Genomic DNA, 17,577 nt, shown 5'->3' with positions numbered 1-17,577 from the left:
ATGCAGATAACACTGCGTACCTCTCTTGCAATAGGGTGTGCCCTTGGGTTGATCGGCACAGGGCAGGTCAGGGCGCAGCAGGTGGCAACACCGGTGCTTGCGCCCACCCCACCTGCCAAGGAAGCCAGTACTCCTACTACTGCTACGCCAGTCACGGCGCTCATTCCAGCCCCGGAAAATCCCGATATCGATCCCGACACCGTGGTCAGGGCCAGTAGTGGACGCCTGCAATTGCAAACCCCGAAAGCAAGCTGGGCGGATTTGCTGCGGCAGCATATCCCCGAATTTTCTGCCAGCGCCGATGCGCAAAATATCACCCCAGCGCTGATACGCAAATTGCGTCAGGACATTGGCAATATCCTGGCAACAGAAGGTTATTTTTCGCCACAGATACAGTTTGACAATCTCGACAATACCGACACCCCAACGGGCACTGCCAAACTGATACACGTGACAGTAGATGCCGGTGTGCGCACGGTGATAGAAAATGTCTCAATCAAAATACTAGGCCCCATGGCCGATGCCATAGATGCCGGGGACAAACCGACCTTCAAGCGCAGACGTGCTTTACAGGAAGACTGGGGCCTGGCGGTAGGGCAGCCATTTCGCGACGCCGACTGGACCGACGCCAAAACCCAATTGCTGGAAAGCCTGCGTGCCGATGCCTATGCTGCGGCAACGCTGACGTCCAGCGAAGCCAGGATCGATGCTGATGAACACCGTGGCATCTTGCAGGTGGACGTCGATAGTGGTCCGGTATTCACCCTGGGTGAGATACGCGTCACCGGCATGCAGCGTTATCCTTCGTGGCTGATAGACCGCTATCAGGCACCCAAAAAGGGGGAGCCGTATTCACGTTCACGCCTGCTGGATTTTCAACGCGCCTTGCAGAATTCACCGTATTTTGCCACTGTCACCGTGGGCATAGACCCGGACCCGGAAAAAGCCGCTGCCGTGTCGGTGGACGTGAACGTGGTTGAGCGGCAGGCACGTGACCTGAGTTTTGGCCTGGGTTACAGCACCAATACTGGCTACCGCAGTGAAGTTGCTTATCGTGACCGCGATATCCTGGGCAAAGCCTGGGATTTGCGTACTGCGGTAAGGCTGGAGCAACGTCGGCAACTGGGCTACGCCGACATCTATTTACCGCCGCGTGAAAACAATTACCTGGATTCTTTTGGCGTGCTGATAGAACGCGAAGATATATCCGGTGTGCTGACCAATCGCCAGTCTTTGGGTGTCAAGCGCACCAGCACACGCGGCCATCTTGAACAGCGCCTGGGCTTGAATATCGTCAGGGAAAAACTGACCGTCGCCGATACCCCGGATGAATTTCACCGGGCGCTGGTGGCCAGTGTGGGCTGGACCTGGCGTGATGTGGATCAACCCTTTGATCCACGCAAGGGCGAGATTTATCAACTGGATCTGGCCGCATCAGAAAAAGCCTTGTGGTCAGATCAGCGTTTCGTGCGGGTCTATGGCAAATACCAGCGCTGGATACCGGTACGCAAGAATGACAGCGTGATCGTGCGGGCTGAAGTGGGTAATGTATTTTCCACCAGCGGTGACGGCATTCCTGAAGACTATCTGTTCCGTACCGGTGGCAGCACGACCGTACGCGGCTATGCCTATCAAAGCCTGGGTATACAAAACGCCACCAGTACCCGTGGCGGGCGTGTCATGGCGACTGCCAGTGCTGAATATGTGCATTGGCTGTATCCCGAATGGGGCGCGGCTACTTTTATTGATGTAGGCAATGCAGCAGATAACTGGCGTGAATTGAATCTGCGCCAGGGTATGGGCGTGGGCGCGCGTTATAAAACACCCGCCGGGCCGATAGCCCTGGACCTGGCATATGGTCGTCAGACCAAAAAATTCAGGCTGGATTTTTCCATCGCGATCGCTTTCTGACATGACGACACCCGAAGTAAAAACGCTAGTAGCAAAGACCAAAAAAAATCGCTCGGTGCTGGCGCGTCTGCTGTTGTCGGCCTGCCTGTTTTTGCTGCTGCTAATCGTTACGCTGACCATCCTGCTTACCTGGGCCAGCAAGACCGAATCAGGTACCCGGACCCTGCTGGCGGTCACAGAAAAAATCAGTGGCGGCAGCCTGCAATTTGAAGGTGTCAAGGGTGCGGTGGGAGATGACCTGGCCATCGATAAGTTCAGTTATAAGAGCAAGACACTGGTGATTGAGGCGATTGCTGTCAGCCTGCAATGGCGTCCTGCTGCCTTGTGGCGTCAGCAGGTGGATATTCCGCGCTTGCAAGCCAGTTCATTGCGCATTGCCAGCCTGCCTGGCAAAGACCCGGCACAACTGCCGGCTACCCTCAGCCTGCCATTTACCCTGGATGCACACAAGCTGGCGCTGGGGCATTTGCATTTGGCGAACTTGTCAGCAGATGGCACCCAGCATGAAACCCTGGAGCTGAGCGCACTCAGTGGCAGCCTGCATTTTCAAGACGGGCAATACCGTCTGGTGGCGGGTGTTACCAGCCCATGGGGACGGGCAGAAATGCAATCTTCGCTGGCCAGCCTGCGCCCGTATACACTGAATGGCCAGTTCAGCCTGCAAGGCCAGGTGCAACAAGACATACCCGCGCTGGCATTGAAAGGGAGCGTGTCTGGCAGCCTGCAGGATTTGCAACTGGCATTGCAAGCACAGGCAGCAGAACAGAACCAGCACAATGCACAATTGCAGGGGCATGCGCAGGCCAGCCTGACACCTTTTACTGCACCGTATTTACGTCAGTTGAATCTGGATATCCAGCATTTTAATCCTGCGGCCTGGCAGGCAGCGGCACCGCAGGCCGACTTGCGTTTGCTGGCCACGCTGAAACCGGCGGGCGACAAAAATGCTTCCCGTTTTGTGCTGGCCGGCGATGTCAGTGCCAGCAATGCGCAGGCAGCAGCCATCAACAAACAGGGCTTGCCAGTGCAGTCGCTGACAGCCAGGCTGCAACTGGAAGCGGATCGCCTCAGCTTGCAGGGCCTGGCAGTGCAATTGAATGGCAATGGCAAATTGCAGGGGGATGCCCGTCTGAGTTGGGCTAATGCAGAGCTGGCTGCGGATGTGCAACTGATCTTGTCCAATGTTGACCTGGCACAGATAGACCAGCGCCTGCATGCCAGCCAGATCAAGGGCAAGCTTTTTGCCCAGACCGGCAAGGACAAAATCATTCAATTGCAGGCCCAACTGACAGATGCCAAGGCCAGCCTGAAGGCCGATGCCACCTACCATGGCGTGACGCAATTGCTCAGTCTCGACAAATTTGATTTGCAGGCAGAAGATGCCCATTTGCAGGGGGCGGGAGATATCGCTTTTTCTGGCAAGCAGGCGTTCAAGCTCAAGGCCAGGCTGACGAATTTTGACCCGGCGCGGTGGCTAGCCACACCCGCTGGTAATCTGCAAGCTGCCTTCAGCTTGCAGGGCGAAATCTCACCACGTCTCAACCTGCAAGTCAGCATGCCGCAACTGCAAGGTCAATATGCAGGACAGACCGTGCAATCCAGTCTTGAGCTGCAATGGCTGCAAGACCAGCAAGTACGCGTCAAACAAATGGATCTGCGTTGGGGAAAAAACACCCTGACGGGACAGGGTAACTGGGGTGCCGCAGATGACGTGCTGAAACTGAATCTGGATGCGCCGGAATTGAATAATCTCAATCCCTTGCTGAGTAACTGGCAACTGGCACTGAGTGGCGCATTGAAGGCCGATGTCAGCCTGCGTGGCCGCTTTGCCGAACCGACTGGTAGCCTGGATGCGCAGGCCCAGCAATTGCGCATTAAATATGGAAACCGGGAATGGACTATCGCCCAACTAAAATCCAGATTGAACCTGGACAATGGCAGCAAGGGGAATTTTGACGGCGACATAGTGGCAAGCCATATCGGCGGTGATTTGCCTGATTTTAGTGTCAACCCAACTGGGGCTAACTTAACACCAACGTCAACATCAGCGCCAACGCCAGCGCAGCTTAAAGCACAGGCTGCGGCCGACAAGTTAAGTGAACTGCATCTGCAATTGAAGGGCCGGCGTGACGCCCATACCATCACGCTGGAAAGCACTTTCCCGAATCGCCAGACTTTTGGTCTGGGTGCAAATGGCAGCATGCAGGCGGATTCAAAAAATGCGCAAGGCTGGAGCTGGAATGGCCAGTTGCAGGCACTCAACCTGAATGGCAAGCCGGATGTAAAACTGCAAGGCAGTGCCCCTCTGCAATTGTCATCGCAGTCGGTGCGTCTGGGGGCGTTGACATTGCATAGTGAATTGGGCAGCCTGGTGCTGGAAGAATTGGAATGGACACCCGCTGCGCTGAAAACCAAAGGCCGTATCACCGATGTCAGGGTGATAGAGATTGCCAACCTGGTGCGACCACAATATGCCGTCAGCGGCAACCTGAAACTGAATGCGCAATGGGATCTGCAATTGCATGAGCATGCACAGGGTGAGATAAAAATACAGCGTCAGAGCGGTGATTTACGTTTCAATGATCCGGATGGCACTGGCAATTCTGTCGCCCTCGGCATACGCGACTTGCAATTGCAGATGAAAGTGGGCGGCCTGGTCGCAGGTACCGATGGCGAAGACCTGGCGTTGACCATGAACGCCGAGGGCGCGCGCCTGGGTAGCTGGAAAATCAAGGCCAATACCTTATTGAGCAAACAGGGCGGTGCCTGGACCATCGCACCAACGGCTATGCTGAATGGCGAGGCCAGCGCTGTCATCCCTGACCTGCAATGGCTGGGGCCATGGATCAATCCTGGCCTGGTACTCAAAGGAAAACTGAATGTCGATGCGCGTCTGATGGGCACGGTTGGTAAACCCGGTTACCGTGCTGACCTGACAGGGCGCGAGCTGGAAGTCGCTTTCGCCTCTGAAGGTTTGTTGTTACCGAATGGCAGCCTGGATGCACAAATTGAAGATAGCCATCTGAAGGTCAGCAATCTGCAGTTTTCCAATACGATCACCAATGTACCGCGCCATGCGCTGTTGCAAGGCATGGAACTGGTGGGACAGAAAGGGGAATTCAAGGCTAGTGGTGATATCGACATGGGCAAGGAAACCGGCAGCATACAGGCGCAGTGGCAGCATTTTCCTTTATTGCAACGCAAGGACAGGTGGCTGGTGGTTTCTGGCAAGGCCGACATTGTCGAAGCCAATAATATCTGGAGTCTGAGCGGCAAGGTGGATACCGACGGTGCCTATTTCAAACTGCCAAAAATGCCACCGCCGAGTTTGTCCAGCGATGTGGTGGTGACCCGCAAAAGCGACAAGCTGGCAGTAAAAAGCAATGACAGTGAAACACCGAAAAAAGGTTTGAAAACCCGTGTCGATGTCAGCTTTGACATGGGGCCTCGCTTTGTGTTTGTCGGGCGTGGGCTCGATACCGGGCTGGAAGGCAGTTTGCGCTTGCGTTCCATCGATGGCAGTCCCTTGCAGGCGACCGGCTCCATCCGCACCGTCAGAGGCGTGTATGAAGGATACGGGCAGCAACTGGCGATAGAGCGCGGTATTTTGAACTTCCAGGGTCCACCGTCTAATCCCGGTTTGAATATCCGTGCCTTGCGCCGTGGCCTGGCGGTAGAGGCGGGGGTAGAAATTGTTGGCACGGTCGCTGCGCCCCAGGTCCGGCTGGTGTCGGAACCTGCCGTGCCGGATGCTGAAAAACTGTCATGGCTGGTATTGGGTCGCGGCGCTGATCAACTGGCGGGCAGTGATGCATCTTTGCTGATGTCGGCAGCGTCGGCCATATTCGGTGGCGATGGCAGCCGCAATGTGCCGCGCGATATCGTGCAGGGGCTGGGTTTTGATGAATTCTCCATCGGTTCATCCTCCGCCAATAATACGACCCGTTTGCCGGGGCAAACTGTGGCCGGTTCTACCGGCAATACAAGCACCAGTACAGACCAGGTGGTTAGTGTCGGCAAGCGCCTGATGCCTGGTCTGGTCCTGTCGATAGAACGTGGCCTGGCAGACGCCAGTGGCGGTATCAAGCTCAGTTGGCAACTGACACGCAGGGTCAGCATTATTGGCCGCACCGGTACCGAATCGGCGGTGGATGTGAACTATACGTTCTCGTTCCATTGATTGATCCTGCATGTGGCTGTGACCAGCAATCTGCAAGATAAATAAAGCCAGGCTGGATGATCAACCTGGCTTTATTTTTCAAGCGCGTCTATTTATCTTTTTTGTCTTTTTTATCTTCTGGATATAAGACTACCTGCACATAATTTTGCATATTGAAATAACGATTGGCTGCGTCCTTGATCTGGCTGGCGGTGACGGCCTTGATGCGTTTTTCAGTGGATAGTATGGATTCGGGATCAGTCTGGTACAGGGTTGCCGTTTGCAGATGATCGAGCCAGCTTTCATTGCTGCGCAGGTCGGCCTGATGGTCTTGCAGCCAGGCCTGTTTGACCTTGTTCACATCTTCTGCCGAAGGGCCTGCTGTTTGCAGTTTTTGTATCTCGGCAAACATGGCTGCGATGACCTTGTTCACATTGTCCGGGCTGCAGGGCAAATTGATGTCTATTCCATATTGCATCTGCGGGATTCTTTGTATGGAACCATTAATGCCGCCACTATAAATCAAACCCTGTTTTTCGCGTATGACATCGATGATCTTTAATTCCAATACATCCAGCATGGCATGAAAGCGTGTGTTTTCTTCCCGCGAATACACAGTTGGGCCGGTAAAGCTGATGGAGATAATGCTTTTCGGCTCGCTGCCGACCTTGACATCTTTTTTGACGACGCCGCGTACTGGCAAAATTTTCAGGTCCTGATAACCGGTCTTGATATCTGTGGTCGGCAGGCTGGCCAGGTAAGTGGCGATCAGCGGTTTGATTTTATCGAGATCAATACTGCCGATGAAAATGAAAGTCAGATCTTTGGCGCTGCCATACCTGTCCTGGAAAATTTCCATGCTGCGTTCCAGGTCCAGCTTGTCAAAATCCTCGACCTTGGCCTGGCGCATGACGCGTGGATGGTTTTGATACAGTGCAGTGACAATCTGATCTGAAAAAATGGCTTCTGGACGGGCCGAGGAATTGCGTGCCAGTTCTTTCTGGGTATTGATGAAAGACTGGTACAAGACCTTGTCCTTGCGCGGGCTGGTCATGCGCAGGTATAGCAGTTGCAACATGGATTCAATATCTTCATTGCTGGATGTGGCACCGAAACTTTCAGCATAATTGTCGATAGAAGTCCTGACGGTGGCATATTTGCCGGCCATGGTTTCCTGCACATCCTTGGCGCTGAAATTGCTCATGCCCATCTCCCAGACGATGGGATTGGCATACCAGGCATTGTAGAAATCCTGGTCACCATACACAGACATGCCACCGAAGCGTCGTGCACTCATCAAGATCTGGTCGCTCTTGAAGTCGGTTTTCTTCAGTATCACCTTGACGCCATTCGACAGGCCCAGCTCAGTCAGGCCCAGCAGCTTGTTTTCTTTTTCAGACACAATCTGGCCCGCCTTGGGCGGGGTGTTCATCAACGCGCTGCGGGATTCTTTTTCTTTGTAGGCCTGTATCGGGCGGTTTTCTGCCTGGCTGGCAAATTTCAGCAGCTCAGCCGTGTCGGGAACGACTTCACCGGCCTTGTTGGAGCCCATATAGAATATGAGTTTGCTGGTGTCATCCGGCGTCGCTTTTTTTGCGTACTGGTCGAGTTCTTCCAGCGTAATGCCGTCATGAAATTCCTTGAAATAGGCATATTCGTTTTTCAGTCCGGGGATAGGCTCAGCATGCAGAAAATTGCGTATGTATTCGCCGGCGAAATTGGAGGACGGTGAATTATTGCGTTCGTTGTACATAGTTTCATATTCGCGCGCCTCGATTTTCTTGGCCCTTTCAAATTCGGCAACGGTGAAACCGAAGCGACGGATATTGTTTTTTTCCTGCACCAGCGCATTGATCGCTGCTGGTATGCCTGACTGTGACAGTACAGCGGCAGACATGAAGGATTCATAGCCTTCCACGACCTGTTCGGTACCGGCAGATGCACCCAGGAAAGGCGGTTGCGCCTGTTCTGTCAGCGCGCTCAGGCGCTTGTTCATCATGGACTTGTAAACGCTCTTGATAATATCCTGGCGGTAATCGCCTATGGTCAGGCGCGGGGCGATGGGCTGCAGGGGGTAACGTATCATCAGCAAGTTGTTGGTGGCTTCCTTGTCGGTAATGACCAGGGCCTTGGACTCAAGGTTTTTAGCGATGGCGACGGTCGGGCGGGGGCGCGACGGCAAGGGGTTTTTCAGCCTGGAGAAATACTCGCGCACCATTTGTTCGCCTTCTGCCGGATCGATGTCACCCACCACGACGACCGCCATCAGGTCTGGGCGATACCAGTCGCGGTAAAAACGGCGCAGCGCATCGTATTTGAAGGTTTTGATGATGTCTTCCTTGCCTATGGGCAAGCGATCGGCATATTTGGAGCCATTGAAGACTTCGGGCAGCAATTGCTTGCTCATGCGGTCATCGGCACCTTTACCCAGGCGGGCTTCTTCCAGGATGATGTCGCGTTCCTTGTCGATATCGGCATCCTTCATCTTGACACCCTGGGCCCAGTCGGCCAGCACCTGGAAGCCGGTTTTCAGGTAGGCTTTTTTGTCGGTCGGTATTGGCAGCACATAGACGGTTTCATCAAAGCTGGTAAAAGCATTCAGGTCGGCACCAAATTTCACACCGATAGATTGCAGATAGGAAATAAGCTGGTTTTTCTTGAAATGGGTGGACCCATTAAAAGCCATGTGTTCGGTGAAATGCGCAAGACCCTGCTGATCATCATCTTCCAGCACCGAACCTGCTTTCACGACCAGGCGCAGTTCCACCTTTTTGCGTGGCGTGTCATTCTTTTGGATATAGTAGGTCAGGCCATTATCCAGTTTGCCCAGGGTCAGGGCTGGATTGACAGGAATCGGGTCATTGAGGTTGATAGCTGCCAGTGCTGGCAGAGTGGCAATACCAAAAATCAGGCAGACCGTCAGTCTGGAGGAACGATGGAATAAAGCAGTGAAATAGGACGGCATGTGGTCGATAGTGCAAAAAAATACCAGTGTACCTTGCGCCATGATTTCAAGTGAAATTTCGTTTTGAAATTGTGCGACTGCGTCTGTTTCGCTCATGAAGATGATTGTGTTTTGACTGAGCAGTGATTTGATTGGTATTCCCTGTGGTGTAGTCGCAGCCTCACCTGCTTTGCATGGCCGCCATCCGCAGCCATGCAATCCGCATCATCAACATGGAGCATGTTTCAGTCTTTGCACGACTTAGCTACCACCGCCGCAGCCACCACCACAGCTGCTACCGCAACTGCTGCCACAGCTTGAACCGCCGCTATCGCAGCCACCGCTGCTGGCATCGCAGCTTGCGCTGCTACCACTACCGCTGCTGCCACAGCTACTACCGCAAGATGCGCCGGTGCTGGCAGCCTTTGCTTGCTTCTTCATCATTTCTTCATACGCCAGGTTGGAAATCAGCCCGTTTGCCAGCAGTTGGGTGGCGTCAAAGCTTTCCGGATAGATGGCCTTGCCGGTATCGGCACCACGCGTATTCATGTGCCGGAAACCTATACGCAAGGATGTGGCAAAGTAGGAATACCCTTGCGGCATGTGTAGTGTTCGGTCCAGTGCAAACAGGCGCGGCAGGGATGAGCTGCCGGGTAGGCGGCCTTCTGCCCGCTGTGCCGTGACCAGGCAGTTGGCCAATGCTGCATCCATCTCGTTGCTCATTTGTGCTGCTTCAACGTGTGGTATGGTGCGGCCAAAGTGCTTGAGACAGAAGTTATCCAGATGGATCGATGACCAGCTATTCCAGGCATGCCAGACCGAGTCGACTGCCTTGGAGGGCAGGGCGCAGGGGCGATTGCTGCGGCGGACATAGTCGAAGAACATCATCAGTCCTTCAGTGGCGCGGGCAAAAAAAATGGCATCACTGGGGATGCCGGGGAATTCATATTTTGCTTTTGCCTGCCATTGCAAAAACACTGCGTTAGGAACTTCAATCAACTGACGCTTGTAGCCTGAAAATTCGGTGATATTTCTGGCACGCATCATTTGATATTTTTGTTTTAATGTACTTAACATAGTCTTTATTTTCCTCTTCTCTGTTGTTTTGATGATTTCATCTTAGAAGAGATTTATGACAAATGCGTGACAAAACAGATGGTGGAAAATACGTATATGATTTAGCCGTTGTTTCAGAGATGATGGAAGCTTATGCTCTGGATAATACTGCTGGCGCAATCACCTTGTGCGCCGGGCCGACAAACAGCATATAGGCACGCCCCAGGTTATTGTGTACATGCACAATAGTGGTAACGGCAATGCTGGGCAGGCCATCCCTGACTTGTTTGGATACCGAGACTTTGACATCCAGATGCTTGTCAGAATCGCAGAATATGACCTCTTCGTCTGACTTGTACACCAGCGAGAATATCCCCGCCCTGTCCCCTACCTGATACGCCTGGGCTGGCTTGTTTTTATCCAGCGACTTCATCCCGCCCAGGTTCTTCAAGCCAAACAGGCCGACGACGCGATTGCGTGCACCCATCAGGCAATTGACCCACGCCGGTGTCCTGGCAAAGGTATTCATGTAGATTTGCATGGCGCTCAGTTCTGCATGATGGAATGGCATTTGATAGCAATCATAAAAATAGGCACCGGGCAGGTCTTCCGCAATTTTGGTGTTGCCTGGGACTGCAGTTTCCGTGATCTTGTTTCTCATAGTGCTGGCCTTTGATTTGAACGCCTGTTCATCAATGCAATTGCCGCTGGTATGACCAGCCAAAAGCCTGACACTGGCATCAACACCAGGCCGAACAGGCAGCAGATCAATATGCCCAGACCCATGGTGCCGGCTTCTGTAAAATCGCGTTTGCGTTCCATGTTGTTGATGTTCATTCCCAGCAGTAAAAGTGGCCCACCAAACAGCAAGAACCAGATCGCTGCCGACCGCAAAGGGTCACGATTGACGGTGTTGAATACGCCGCGTTCCAGCATGCCCATAAAGACGGGGCCGTAAAGCAGCAAGGCGACGATGGTATGCAGCGCGGCAATGACCATCAGATAACGACCTATCCAGATTTTCCGGGTTTTAATTGGTGCTGACATGGGGCACTCCTTGTTTGGTCCAGGCGATATCCGTGTTGACTATAGAACCCATTTTCTTGAGCATATTCATCAGGCCCAGATAGGCACGGTCAAAATACGGCACGTCTTCATGCCAGCCGGCCAGGATGCTTGCCAGCACCTTGCTGTGCTGGACGTTGATGGTTTTGGGGTAGGGCGATTTGTTGCTGAAATCAAAGTGCGTACTTTGAAAGGCTTCTATCTTCCAGGCATGTAATTCTGCCAGCGCAGGGATGACGCCGGTATCAAATTCAGCTTGTGTGACCGCATCAGAAAACAAGCCCAGATCAATATAGGCCAGGCGCAAAACACGATTGCGTTCGGTTTCGTCCGTCATCAGCAAGGCGCGCCAACTGCTGGCCATGGCATTGCTACAGGTGCTGGAGATTTTGTTGGTGCAACCAAAATCCAATACTGCCAGGCGCCCGTCAGGCATGAATAAAAAATTGCCAGGATGCGGGTCTGCGTGCACCCGGCCCAGCTGGCAAACACTGAACCAGAACCAGTCAAACAGCAATTGCCCAAAATGATTGCGCTGTGCCTGATCAGGTGCCGTCGCTAGCCAGGCATCCAGGTGCAGGCCGTCGAGTTTTTCCATGGTCAATATGCGTTTGCTGGACATGGCGTCTATGCATCTGGGGATGACAATGCCGGGCAAATTTACATGCTGGCCAAACCAGTGTAGCTGCGTCGCTTCATGTTCATAATCCAGCTCTTCGCCCAGCTTGACTTCCAGTTCATTCATGAAGCGGTCTATGACTTCTTTGCGTGGCAAGATGGTGGTGCCCATGGCCATGGTTTGAAAGATGCCGCGCAACATACGCAAATCACTGCCTATGGCAGATGCTATGCCAGGGTATTGCACCTTGACGGCCAGTTGCTGGCCATCTGCCGATTGCGCATGATGCACTTGCCCCAGGCTGGCCGCAGCAAAGGCATGCGCATCGAATTGTGCATACAGATGTTCTGGGGCCTGCCCGAATTCGCGTTGAAAGACTTTATGGATCAGCGCGCGATTCAAAGGCGTGACCTGGTGGCAGCCCTTGGCCAGTTCACGGCGTATACCTTCCGGCAAGAAATCGGCTTCCATGCTCAGCAATTGCGATACCTTGAGCGCACTGCCTTTTAACTGATTGAGGGCCTTAAAAAGTATGCGCCCCAGTTCTGCTTCATGCTGTTCTTGCGCAGCCTGTTTGTCATCATCGCTACGCAGCATTTGTCGCGCCTTGTGACCCAGCTTGCTGGCACCAGCCTGCGCCAGTGCCAGGCCAGTGATGGCAGTTCTGCCGAGTTTGCTGGCAGGTGGCGCCTTGTTCATCGTCTATCCCCCAAACCGTTACGCACGAGTTTGACCATTTCCAGCAAGCCGGAACCATTTTGCATGATGCGTGACAACTGGTTGCGCAGCATGAAGCTGGCCAGCTCTGACACTTTATTGACGATGCCACTCTTCAAAGCCATGACCAGTATCGCCAGCGTCATATCCACCAACTGCGTGGTGTTAGAGAATTCTTCCGACTCATCCTTGAGCCAATATGCGATGACGGCGAACAGATAGTCACCAAACAAGCCACCGATCAGGTTCTTGAAATCGCAAGGTGAAATATCGCCACGCTGCTCAGCCTCTTCCAGCAGGCTGACGATTTCTTGCTTCAGGGTTTGCTGACCCGGCATATTGTCGCGCATCATCAGCAAGGGTGATTTACCAAAGATATCACGCGTGATTTCTACAAATTCACGGTCACCCAGCAAGAGTTCCAGCAAAGCATCCACCAGCCTTTGCAGTTTTTCTTGCAGGGTAAATTCTTCCCAGCCAGGTGTTTCTTGCGCTGTTTCGAGGGTGATGTCTATGCACAATTCATAGTACGCCAGCAGGATTTTCTCCTTGCTGGGAAAGTACTTATAAATCGTCGCATCACCGATGCCGGCATCACGGGCAATCTGCTTCATGGTGGTGGCGTCATACCCTTTTTCGGTAATCAGGTCGACGGCCGCACGGATAAGATTACGCCGGGTTTGCTCTTGCTGGGATTTGGAAGTTTTCATAATCGAGACGAACTTCTATAAAAATGGTGTTTGAGTTCCATTAATATATACATTGTTTCGTTAAATAACAAGGTTTACTTGTTTAAATGAGGGTTTGTATTGATTGAGGGGTGCTTGTTTTGCACTCCTTCACCTTCAAGGGGAAGGTTGGGATGGGTTTCTTTTGAGATTTGATTGCAGGTATTGATCAACCGAAACCCATCCCCACCCTAGCCCTCTCCCTTGAAGGGGAGGGGATTTAAACACTAGGGCTTCACCCACCACCACCCCGGCAACAAAGCCCGTACATCCCCACGCCCGAAGCGGTCATCAATCAAATACACCACGCCCTTATCATCCGTCTGCCGTATCACCCGCCCCGCAGCCTGCACCACTTTTTGCAAGCCTGGGTAAAGATAGGCATAGTCATACCCCGACCCAAATATTTTATCCATGCGCAGTTTGATTTGTTCATTGATGGGGTTAAGCTGTGGCAGACCCAGGGTGGCGATGAAGGCACCGATCAGGCGGGTGCCGGGCAGGTCTATGCCTTCACCAAAAGAACCACCCAGCACGGCAAAGGCGATGCCCTGGCTGTCTTCGGTAAATTGCGCCAGAAAATCGTCACGATCTGCCTCATTCATACGCCGGGTTTGCAAGCGTACCGGGATATCGGGGTAGTGCTGGATGAAGCTGCTGCTGACCTGGGCCAGATAATCAAAGCTGCTGAAAAACGCCAGATAATTGCCTGGCTGTGCATGGTACTGCTGCGCCATCAATGCCATGATGGGCGCGACAGAATTGCTGCGGTCGGCATAGCGGGTGGATACCTTGTCCACGATATGCACGGTCAGTTGATCTGCAGAGAAGGGTGATTCCACATCCACCCAGGCGGTAGTTTCGGGTAAGCCTAAAGTATCGCAATAATAATTCCAGGGGCTGAGCGTGGCCGAGAATAAGGCTGTCGTATGGCTGGCTGCAAAGCGCGGCGTTAAAAATGCAGCTGGTACGATATTGCGTATGCACAGCGTCGATGTGCCCTGTTCTTTACTGATATCAAACAGCGAATGATCAGCAAAGCTTTCTGCCAGGCGGTTGAACAGCAGGGCATCCAGATAAAATTGCTGCAAATCAGGTGCCAGCTGGCTGGGGTTGTCGGCAAAGTAAAGGCCAATTTCAGTGCACAGGCGCGTTAATGCAGCCAGCAATTTTTCTGGTATCTCTGCATAGGCTTGATAGTCTGGCGTTTGTTCATTTTCCAGTTGCAGCCATGCGCGATATAGTCTGTCCAATGGTTTCTTGAGTACTAATGGGGGTGTCTTGCGCAGTTGCTTCAGGCTATCGCGCTGCAACTCTGCCGTGTACATCTGGCGTGCGCGCGTCACCATATTGTGCGCCTCATCCACCAGCACGGCCACACGCCAGTCATTCACCACGCTTAAGCCATATAGCAAAGCGTGGATGTCAAAATAATAGTTATAGTCACCAATGATGACATCGGCCCAGCGTGCCATTTCTATGCCCAGGTAATAGGGGCAAACCTGATGCGCCAGGGCGACGTTGCGCAAGCCTTCCTTATCCAGCAATTGCTGATTAACGGCAGCGGCGGCGGCACGGGCCGCAGGAAGTCGATCATAAAAGCCTTTGGCCAGCGGGCAGGCATCGCCATGACAGGCGGCTTCCGGGTATTCGCAGGCTTTGGTTTTTGCCACCAGTTCCAGCGTGCGCAGGTTCAAAGATGGTGTACTGTTTTGTATGTTGGTCAGAGCATGCAAAGCCAGTTGCCGGCCTGATGTCTTGGCTGCCAGATAAAAAATCTTGTTCAGCTTGTGTTCTGCGGTGGCCTTTAACAACGGAAACAAACTGCCTATGGTCTTGCCTATGCCAGTGGGCGCCTGCGCCAGCAGACAACAACTGCGCTTGCTGGCCTTGTACATGGCTTCAGCCAGTTGTCGTTGCCCCGGCCTGAATGTTGCATGGGGAAAAACCATGTCTGCCAAAGCCACGTCACGCGCAGCACGGTGACTCACTTCCTGTTCTGCCCACGCAATAAAGCGGCCACACAGCAAGGCAAAAAAATCTGCCAGCTCAGCAGCACCAAGTTCTTGCTGCAATACTGTTTCTTTCTGGCTTTGTATATTGAAATACACCAGCGCCACGCTGATTTTTTGCAAGCCCAGCTGCTGGCATAACAAATGTCCATATACCTTGGCCTGTGCCCAATGCAAATGCCGGTGGTTGTCTGGCATGGTGTGCAGGTCACCCAGATAGGTCTTGATTTCTTCTACCTGTTGCAGATCAGGGTCATAGCCGTCGGCACGGCCACGCACCTGCAAGCGGCCATGTTGGCCTTCGAGTTTAACTTCACGCTGGTAACTGCCGTTTCTGCGCAAGGCCACCGTCGTATGCCCGGCCATGCCTTGCTCGGCAGTGGGGGAGGGCGTGAAGCGCAAATCAAGATCACCCTGCTTTGCTGTGAATTCACACAGCGCCCGCACGGCTACGGTATAACCTTCAGCACTCACTGATCAGCCTCTTGCCATTCCAGATAACATACGGTGACCGGCATGCCATGCGTGGCGCAAAAATCCAGCCAGCGTTTCTGGTTGTCTTGCAGCTTATCGCCAGGGCCCTTGACCTCTATCATCTGGTAACGCTGTTCTTGCGGCCAAAACTGTATCAGGTCAGGGAAGCCATTGCGGTTGGCCCTGATGTCGAGCAAGATGCGCTCAAAACTATGTTTCAGGTGTTGCGCGGGTATACATGTCAGCGCCATCTCCAGCAAGTCTTCAGACAAGGCACTCCAAAACACAAAGGGCGATTGCAAGCCAAATTTGGCGGTATAAGTGTCGCGTATGGTCTGGCGATAAGCACCTGACTCCAGCTGCGCAAAACAGGCAGCAAAATCATTTGCCCGTCGCGCCTGAAAATCGGCACTCAATAAATCCGCAGGTCCGCGATGAAAGGGATGAAAAAACGCCCCCGGTATCGCCTTAAAAATAGCTGGCCAGCACAACAAGCCAAACAAAGAATTGATGAGCGCATTCTCTACATAAAACACCGGCGCCTCATCACAGCTTAAATGATCACGTACCACATATTCGACCACATAATCTTCTTGCGGAAACGGCAGGCGCAAGGCCAGTTCTGTGGGTGGCGTACTGGTCGCCGCAGCCACTTTAGCCAGGCCCAGCTTGCGACAAAGGCGTGGGGCAATGCGCAACATCTGCTGGTGTTCTGCCTCACTCTCTGGTGCCTGTTGTGCCAGCACCAGCAAATCAAAAGCCGCCAGGGGTTGCCCGCTTTTTTCCAGCACACGTATGGCACGCAAACGCGCACCAGGGTAAGTGCAGCCCGCATACACCTGCTGCGCCAGCGCCCAGTCTTTTTGCTTTTCCAGGTGTTCACCAATCTGATACAGCAAGCGGTTGCGACGGCTGGCCAGCCAGGCATTGTCCAGCGCATGCAGGCCAGTGGCAGCCAGTTGCGCCAACACCTCAGGCACAGGCTGCTCCGCATGAAAGGCTTCGCGGCAGGCATGCAAGGCCAGGTAAGCATCAATATCCGCACGGCTGCCAAAGCCACGCGACGCCGCAGAAAATTCCACCTTTTCATACTGAAAAATACCCAGGTCAGACAACACAAATTCTGACCAATCCTGATACAGATTGCCAAAAAACAGCAGCCGCAGCCGGTCGCACAAATCCTTGTTCAGCACCTGATAAGCGACATCATCCAAGCTTGCACACCAGCCAGAAAATGCCTTGCTGCCCGTATGCTGCAAGCCCAGCAACGCCAGTTGATCTGCCTTTTGCAATTTTTTCTCAGCAGGTGACATGGCAAAAGCCAGCGCCAGTTCCGGTTTTTGCAGTAAATCAAACAAGCCCGCAATATCAACCACAGCATCAGCCTGCACCCAGCCCACGTCCACCAGGGCCTGCATGGCCGCACGGGTATCGCCAATCTCGGCATAGTTGAGCTTACTTACTCTGAACACGCAGCCCTTGCGCATCACCATACGCACATACAAGGCACGTGAAGCCTGCGGCAAGCGGGGAAACTGAGTAATAAAGTCCTGCTCATCCGCCACCAGCAAATCCGCATAGCGCCCAGCCACCCAATCCAGCACAGTCTGGAAGTTTTCAAGGTAGTAGAAGGGGTAGGCCAGATTGGCAAGCATGCGGGGGAGGGTAAATAGCGTTTAAATAACTGTATATGCATACAGTTTAACGCAATCTGCTATGAAGGGTAAACGAGAACCGCGAGCATTTCCGTCTGTGTTGAAGGCCTAGCGGTTAAAATGCTGCTATGACTCCTTCCCCTTCAAGGGGAAGGTAAGGATGGGGATGGGTTTCCGTCGAGCACCCAAACAGCCATTCTGCTAATCGCCCCGCCCAAAACACCCACATAAGACAAA

General features: G+C 53.2%; 10 protein-coding genes. 2 read left to right on the top strand and 8 right to left on the bottom strand.

Annotated elements, in window-relative coordinates:
• Together ACO0K9_RS18215 and ACO0K9_RS18210 are read left to right on the top strand one after the other, a co-directional pair.
• Entirely contained in the window at positions 1-1,911 is a 1,911-nt protein-coding gene (locus ACO0K9_RS18215) for an autotransporter assembly complex protein TamA (RefSeq protein WP_422987483.1), read from the top strand.
• Position 1,912: 1 nt separating this feature from the next.
• Complete coding sequence (locus ACO0K9_RS18210; RefSeq protein ID WP_422987481.1) at positions 1,913-6,091, top strand: translocation/assembly module TamB domain-containing protein; 4,179 nt, start codon at positions 1,913-1,915, stop codon at positions 6,089-6,091.
• An 88-nt stretch (positions 6,092-6,179) separates the two neighbouring features.
• Here ACO0K9_RS18210 and ACO0K9_RS18205 read toward each other — a convergent pair whose 3' ends face one another.
• From ACO0K9_RS18205 to ACO0K9_RS18170, 8 genes are all read right to left on the bottom strand, one after another.
• The gene (locus ACO0K9_RS18205; protein ID WP_422987479.1) at positions 6,180-9,131 is read right to left on the bottom strand and encodes a M16 family metallopeptidase; all 2,952 of its coding nucleotides are present in this window, start codon (positions 9,129-9,131) and stop codon (positions 6,180-6,182) included.
• 144 nt (positions 9,132-9,275) lie between these two features.
• Positions 9,276-10,091, bottom strand: coding sequence for a hypothetical protein (locus ACO0K9_RS18200; protein WP_422987477.1), 816 nt, complete (start codon positions 10,089-10,091; stop codon positions 9,276-9,278).
• Positions 10,092-10,221: 130 nt separating this feature from the next.
• Positions 10,222-10,731, bottom strand: coding sequence for a DUF2867 domain-containing protein (locus ACO0K9_RS18195; protein ID WP_422987475.1), 510 nt, complete (start codon positions 10,729-10,731; stop codon positions 10,222-10,224).
• Entirely contained in the window at positions 10,728-11,117 is a 390-nt protein-coding gene (locus tag ACO0K9_RS18190; protein ID WP_422987473.1) for a DUF6463 family protein, read from the bottom strand. Before ACO0K9_RS18190 ends, ACO0K9_RS18195 begins: the two co-directional genes overlap by 4 nt.
• Positions 11,101-12,453 (bottom strand): ABC1 kinase family protein, encoded by a 1,353-nt coding sequence (locus ACO0K9_RS18185; RefSeq protein ID WP_422987471.1) that lies wholly within the window; start codon positions 12,451-12,453, stop codon positions 11,101-11,103. Before ACO0K9_RS18185 ends, ACO0K9_RS18190 begins: the two co-directional genes overlap by 17 nt.
• Positions 12,450-13,181, bottom strand: a complete 732-nt coding sequence (locus ACO0K9_RS18180; protein ID WP_422987469.1) for a TetR/AcrR family transcriptional regulator — start codon at positions 13,179-13,181, stop codon at positions 12,450-12,452. The genes ACO0K9_RS18185 and ACO0K9_RS18180 overlap by 4 nt, the downstream gene beginning before the upstream one ends.
• Before the next feature lie 245 nt (positions 13,182-13,426).
• Positions 13,427-15,685 carry a helicase C-terminal domain-containing protein gene (locus tag ACO0K9_RS18175; RefSeq protein WP_422987467.1) on the bottom strand — a complete coding sequence of 753 codons (2,259 nt, stop codon included), beginning with the start codon at positions 15,683-15,685 and terminating at the stop codon, positions 13,427-13,429.
• Positions 15,682-17,340 (bottom strand): VRR-NUC domain-containing protein, encoded by a 1,659-nt coding sequence (locus ACO0K9_RS18170; protein WP_422987465.1) that lies wholly within the window; start codon positions 17,338-17,340, stop codon positions 15,682-15,684. The genes ACO0K9_RS18175 and ACO0K9_RS18170 overlap by 4 nt, the downstream gene beginning before the upstream one ends.
• Between the last annotated feature and the right edge of the window lie 237 nt (positions 17,341-17,577).

The organism is Undibacterium sp. Ji50W (genome assembly GCF_049340445.1).
GTDB lineage: Bacteria > Pseudomonadota > Gammaproteobacteria > Burkholderiales > Burkholderiaceae_D > Undibacterium.
This window is presented reverse-complemented; position numbering and strand designations above follow the sequence as displayed.

What these genes read in the sequence shown, in the direction of transcription:
- ACO0K9_RS18215 (WP_422987483.1), top strand. Translation starts at nt 1, where the DNA reads ATGCAGATAACACTGCGTACCTCTCTTGCAATAGGGTGTGCCCTTGGG.
- ACO0K9_RS18210 (WP_422987481.1), top strand. Translation starts at nt 1,913, where the DNA reads ATGACGACACCCGAAGTAAAAACGCTAGTAGCAAAGACCAAAAAAAAT.
- ACO0K9_RS18205 (WP_422987479.1), bottom strand. Translation starts at nt 9,131, where the DNA reads ATGAGCGAAACAGACGCAGTCGCACAATTTCAAAACGAAATTTCACTT.
- ACO0K9_RS18200 (WP_422987477.1), bottom strand. Translation starts at nt 10,091, where the DNA reads ATGTTAAGTACATTAAAACAAAAATATCAAATGATGCGTGCCAGAAAT.
- ACO0K9_RS18195 (WP_422987475.1), bottom strand. Translation starts at nt 10,731, where the DNA reads ATGAGAAACAAGATCACGGAAACTGCAGTCCCAGGCAACACCAAAATT.
- ACO0K9_RS18190 (WP_422987473.1), bottom strand. Translation starts at nt 11,117, where the DNA reads ATGTCAGCACCAATTAAAACCCGGAAAATCTGGATAGGTCGTTATCTG.
- ACO0K9_RS18185 (WP_422987471.1), bottom strand. Translation starts at nt 12,453, where the DNA reads ATGAACAAGGCGCCACCTGCCAGCAAACTCGGCAGAACTGCCATCACT.
- ACO0K9_RS18180 (WP_422987469.1), bottom strand. Translation starts at nt 13,181, where the DNA reads ATGAAAACTTCCAAATCCCAGCAAGAGCAAACCCGGCGTAATCTTATC.
- ACO0K9_RS18170 (WP_422987465.1), bottom strand. Translation starts at nt 17,340, where the DNA reads ATGCTTGCCAATCTGGCCTACCCCTTCTACTACCTTGAAAACTTCCAG.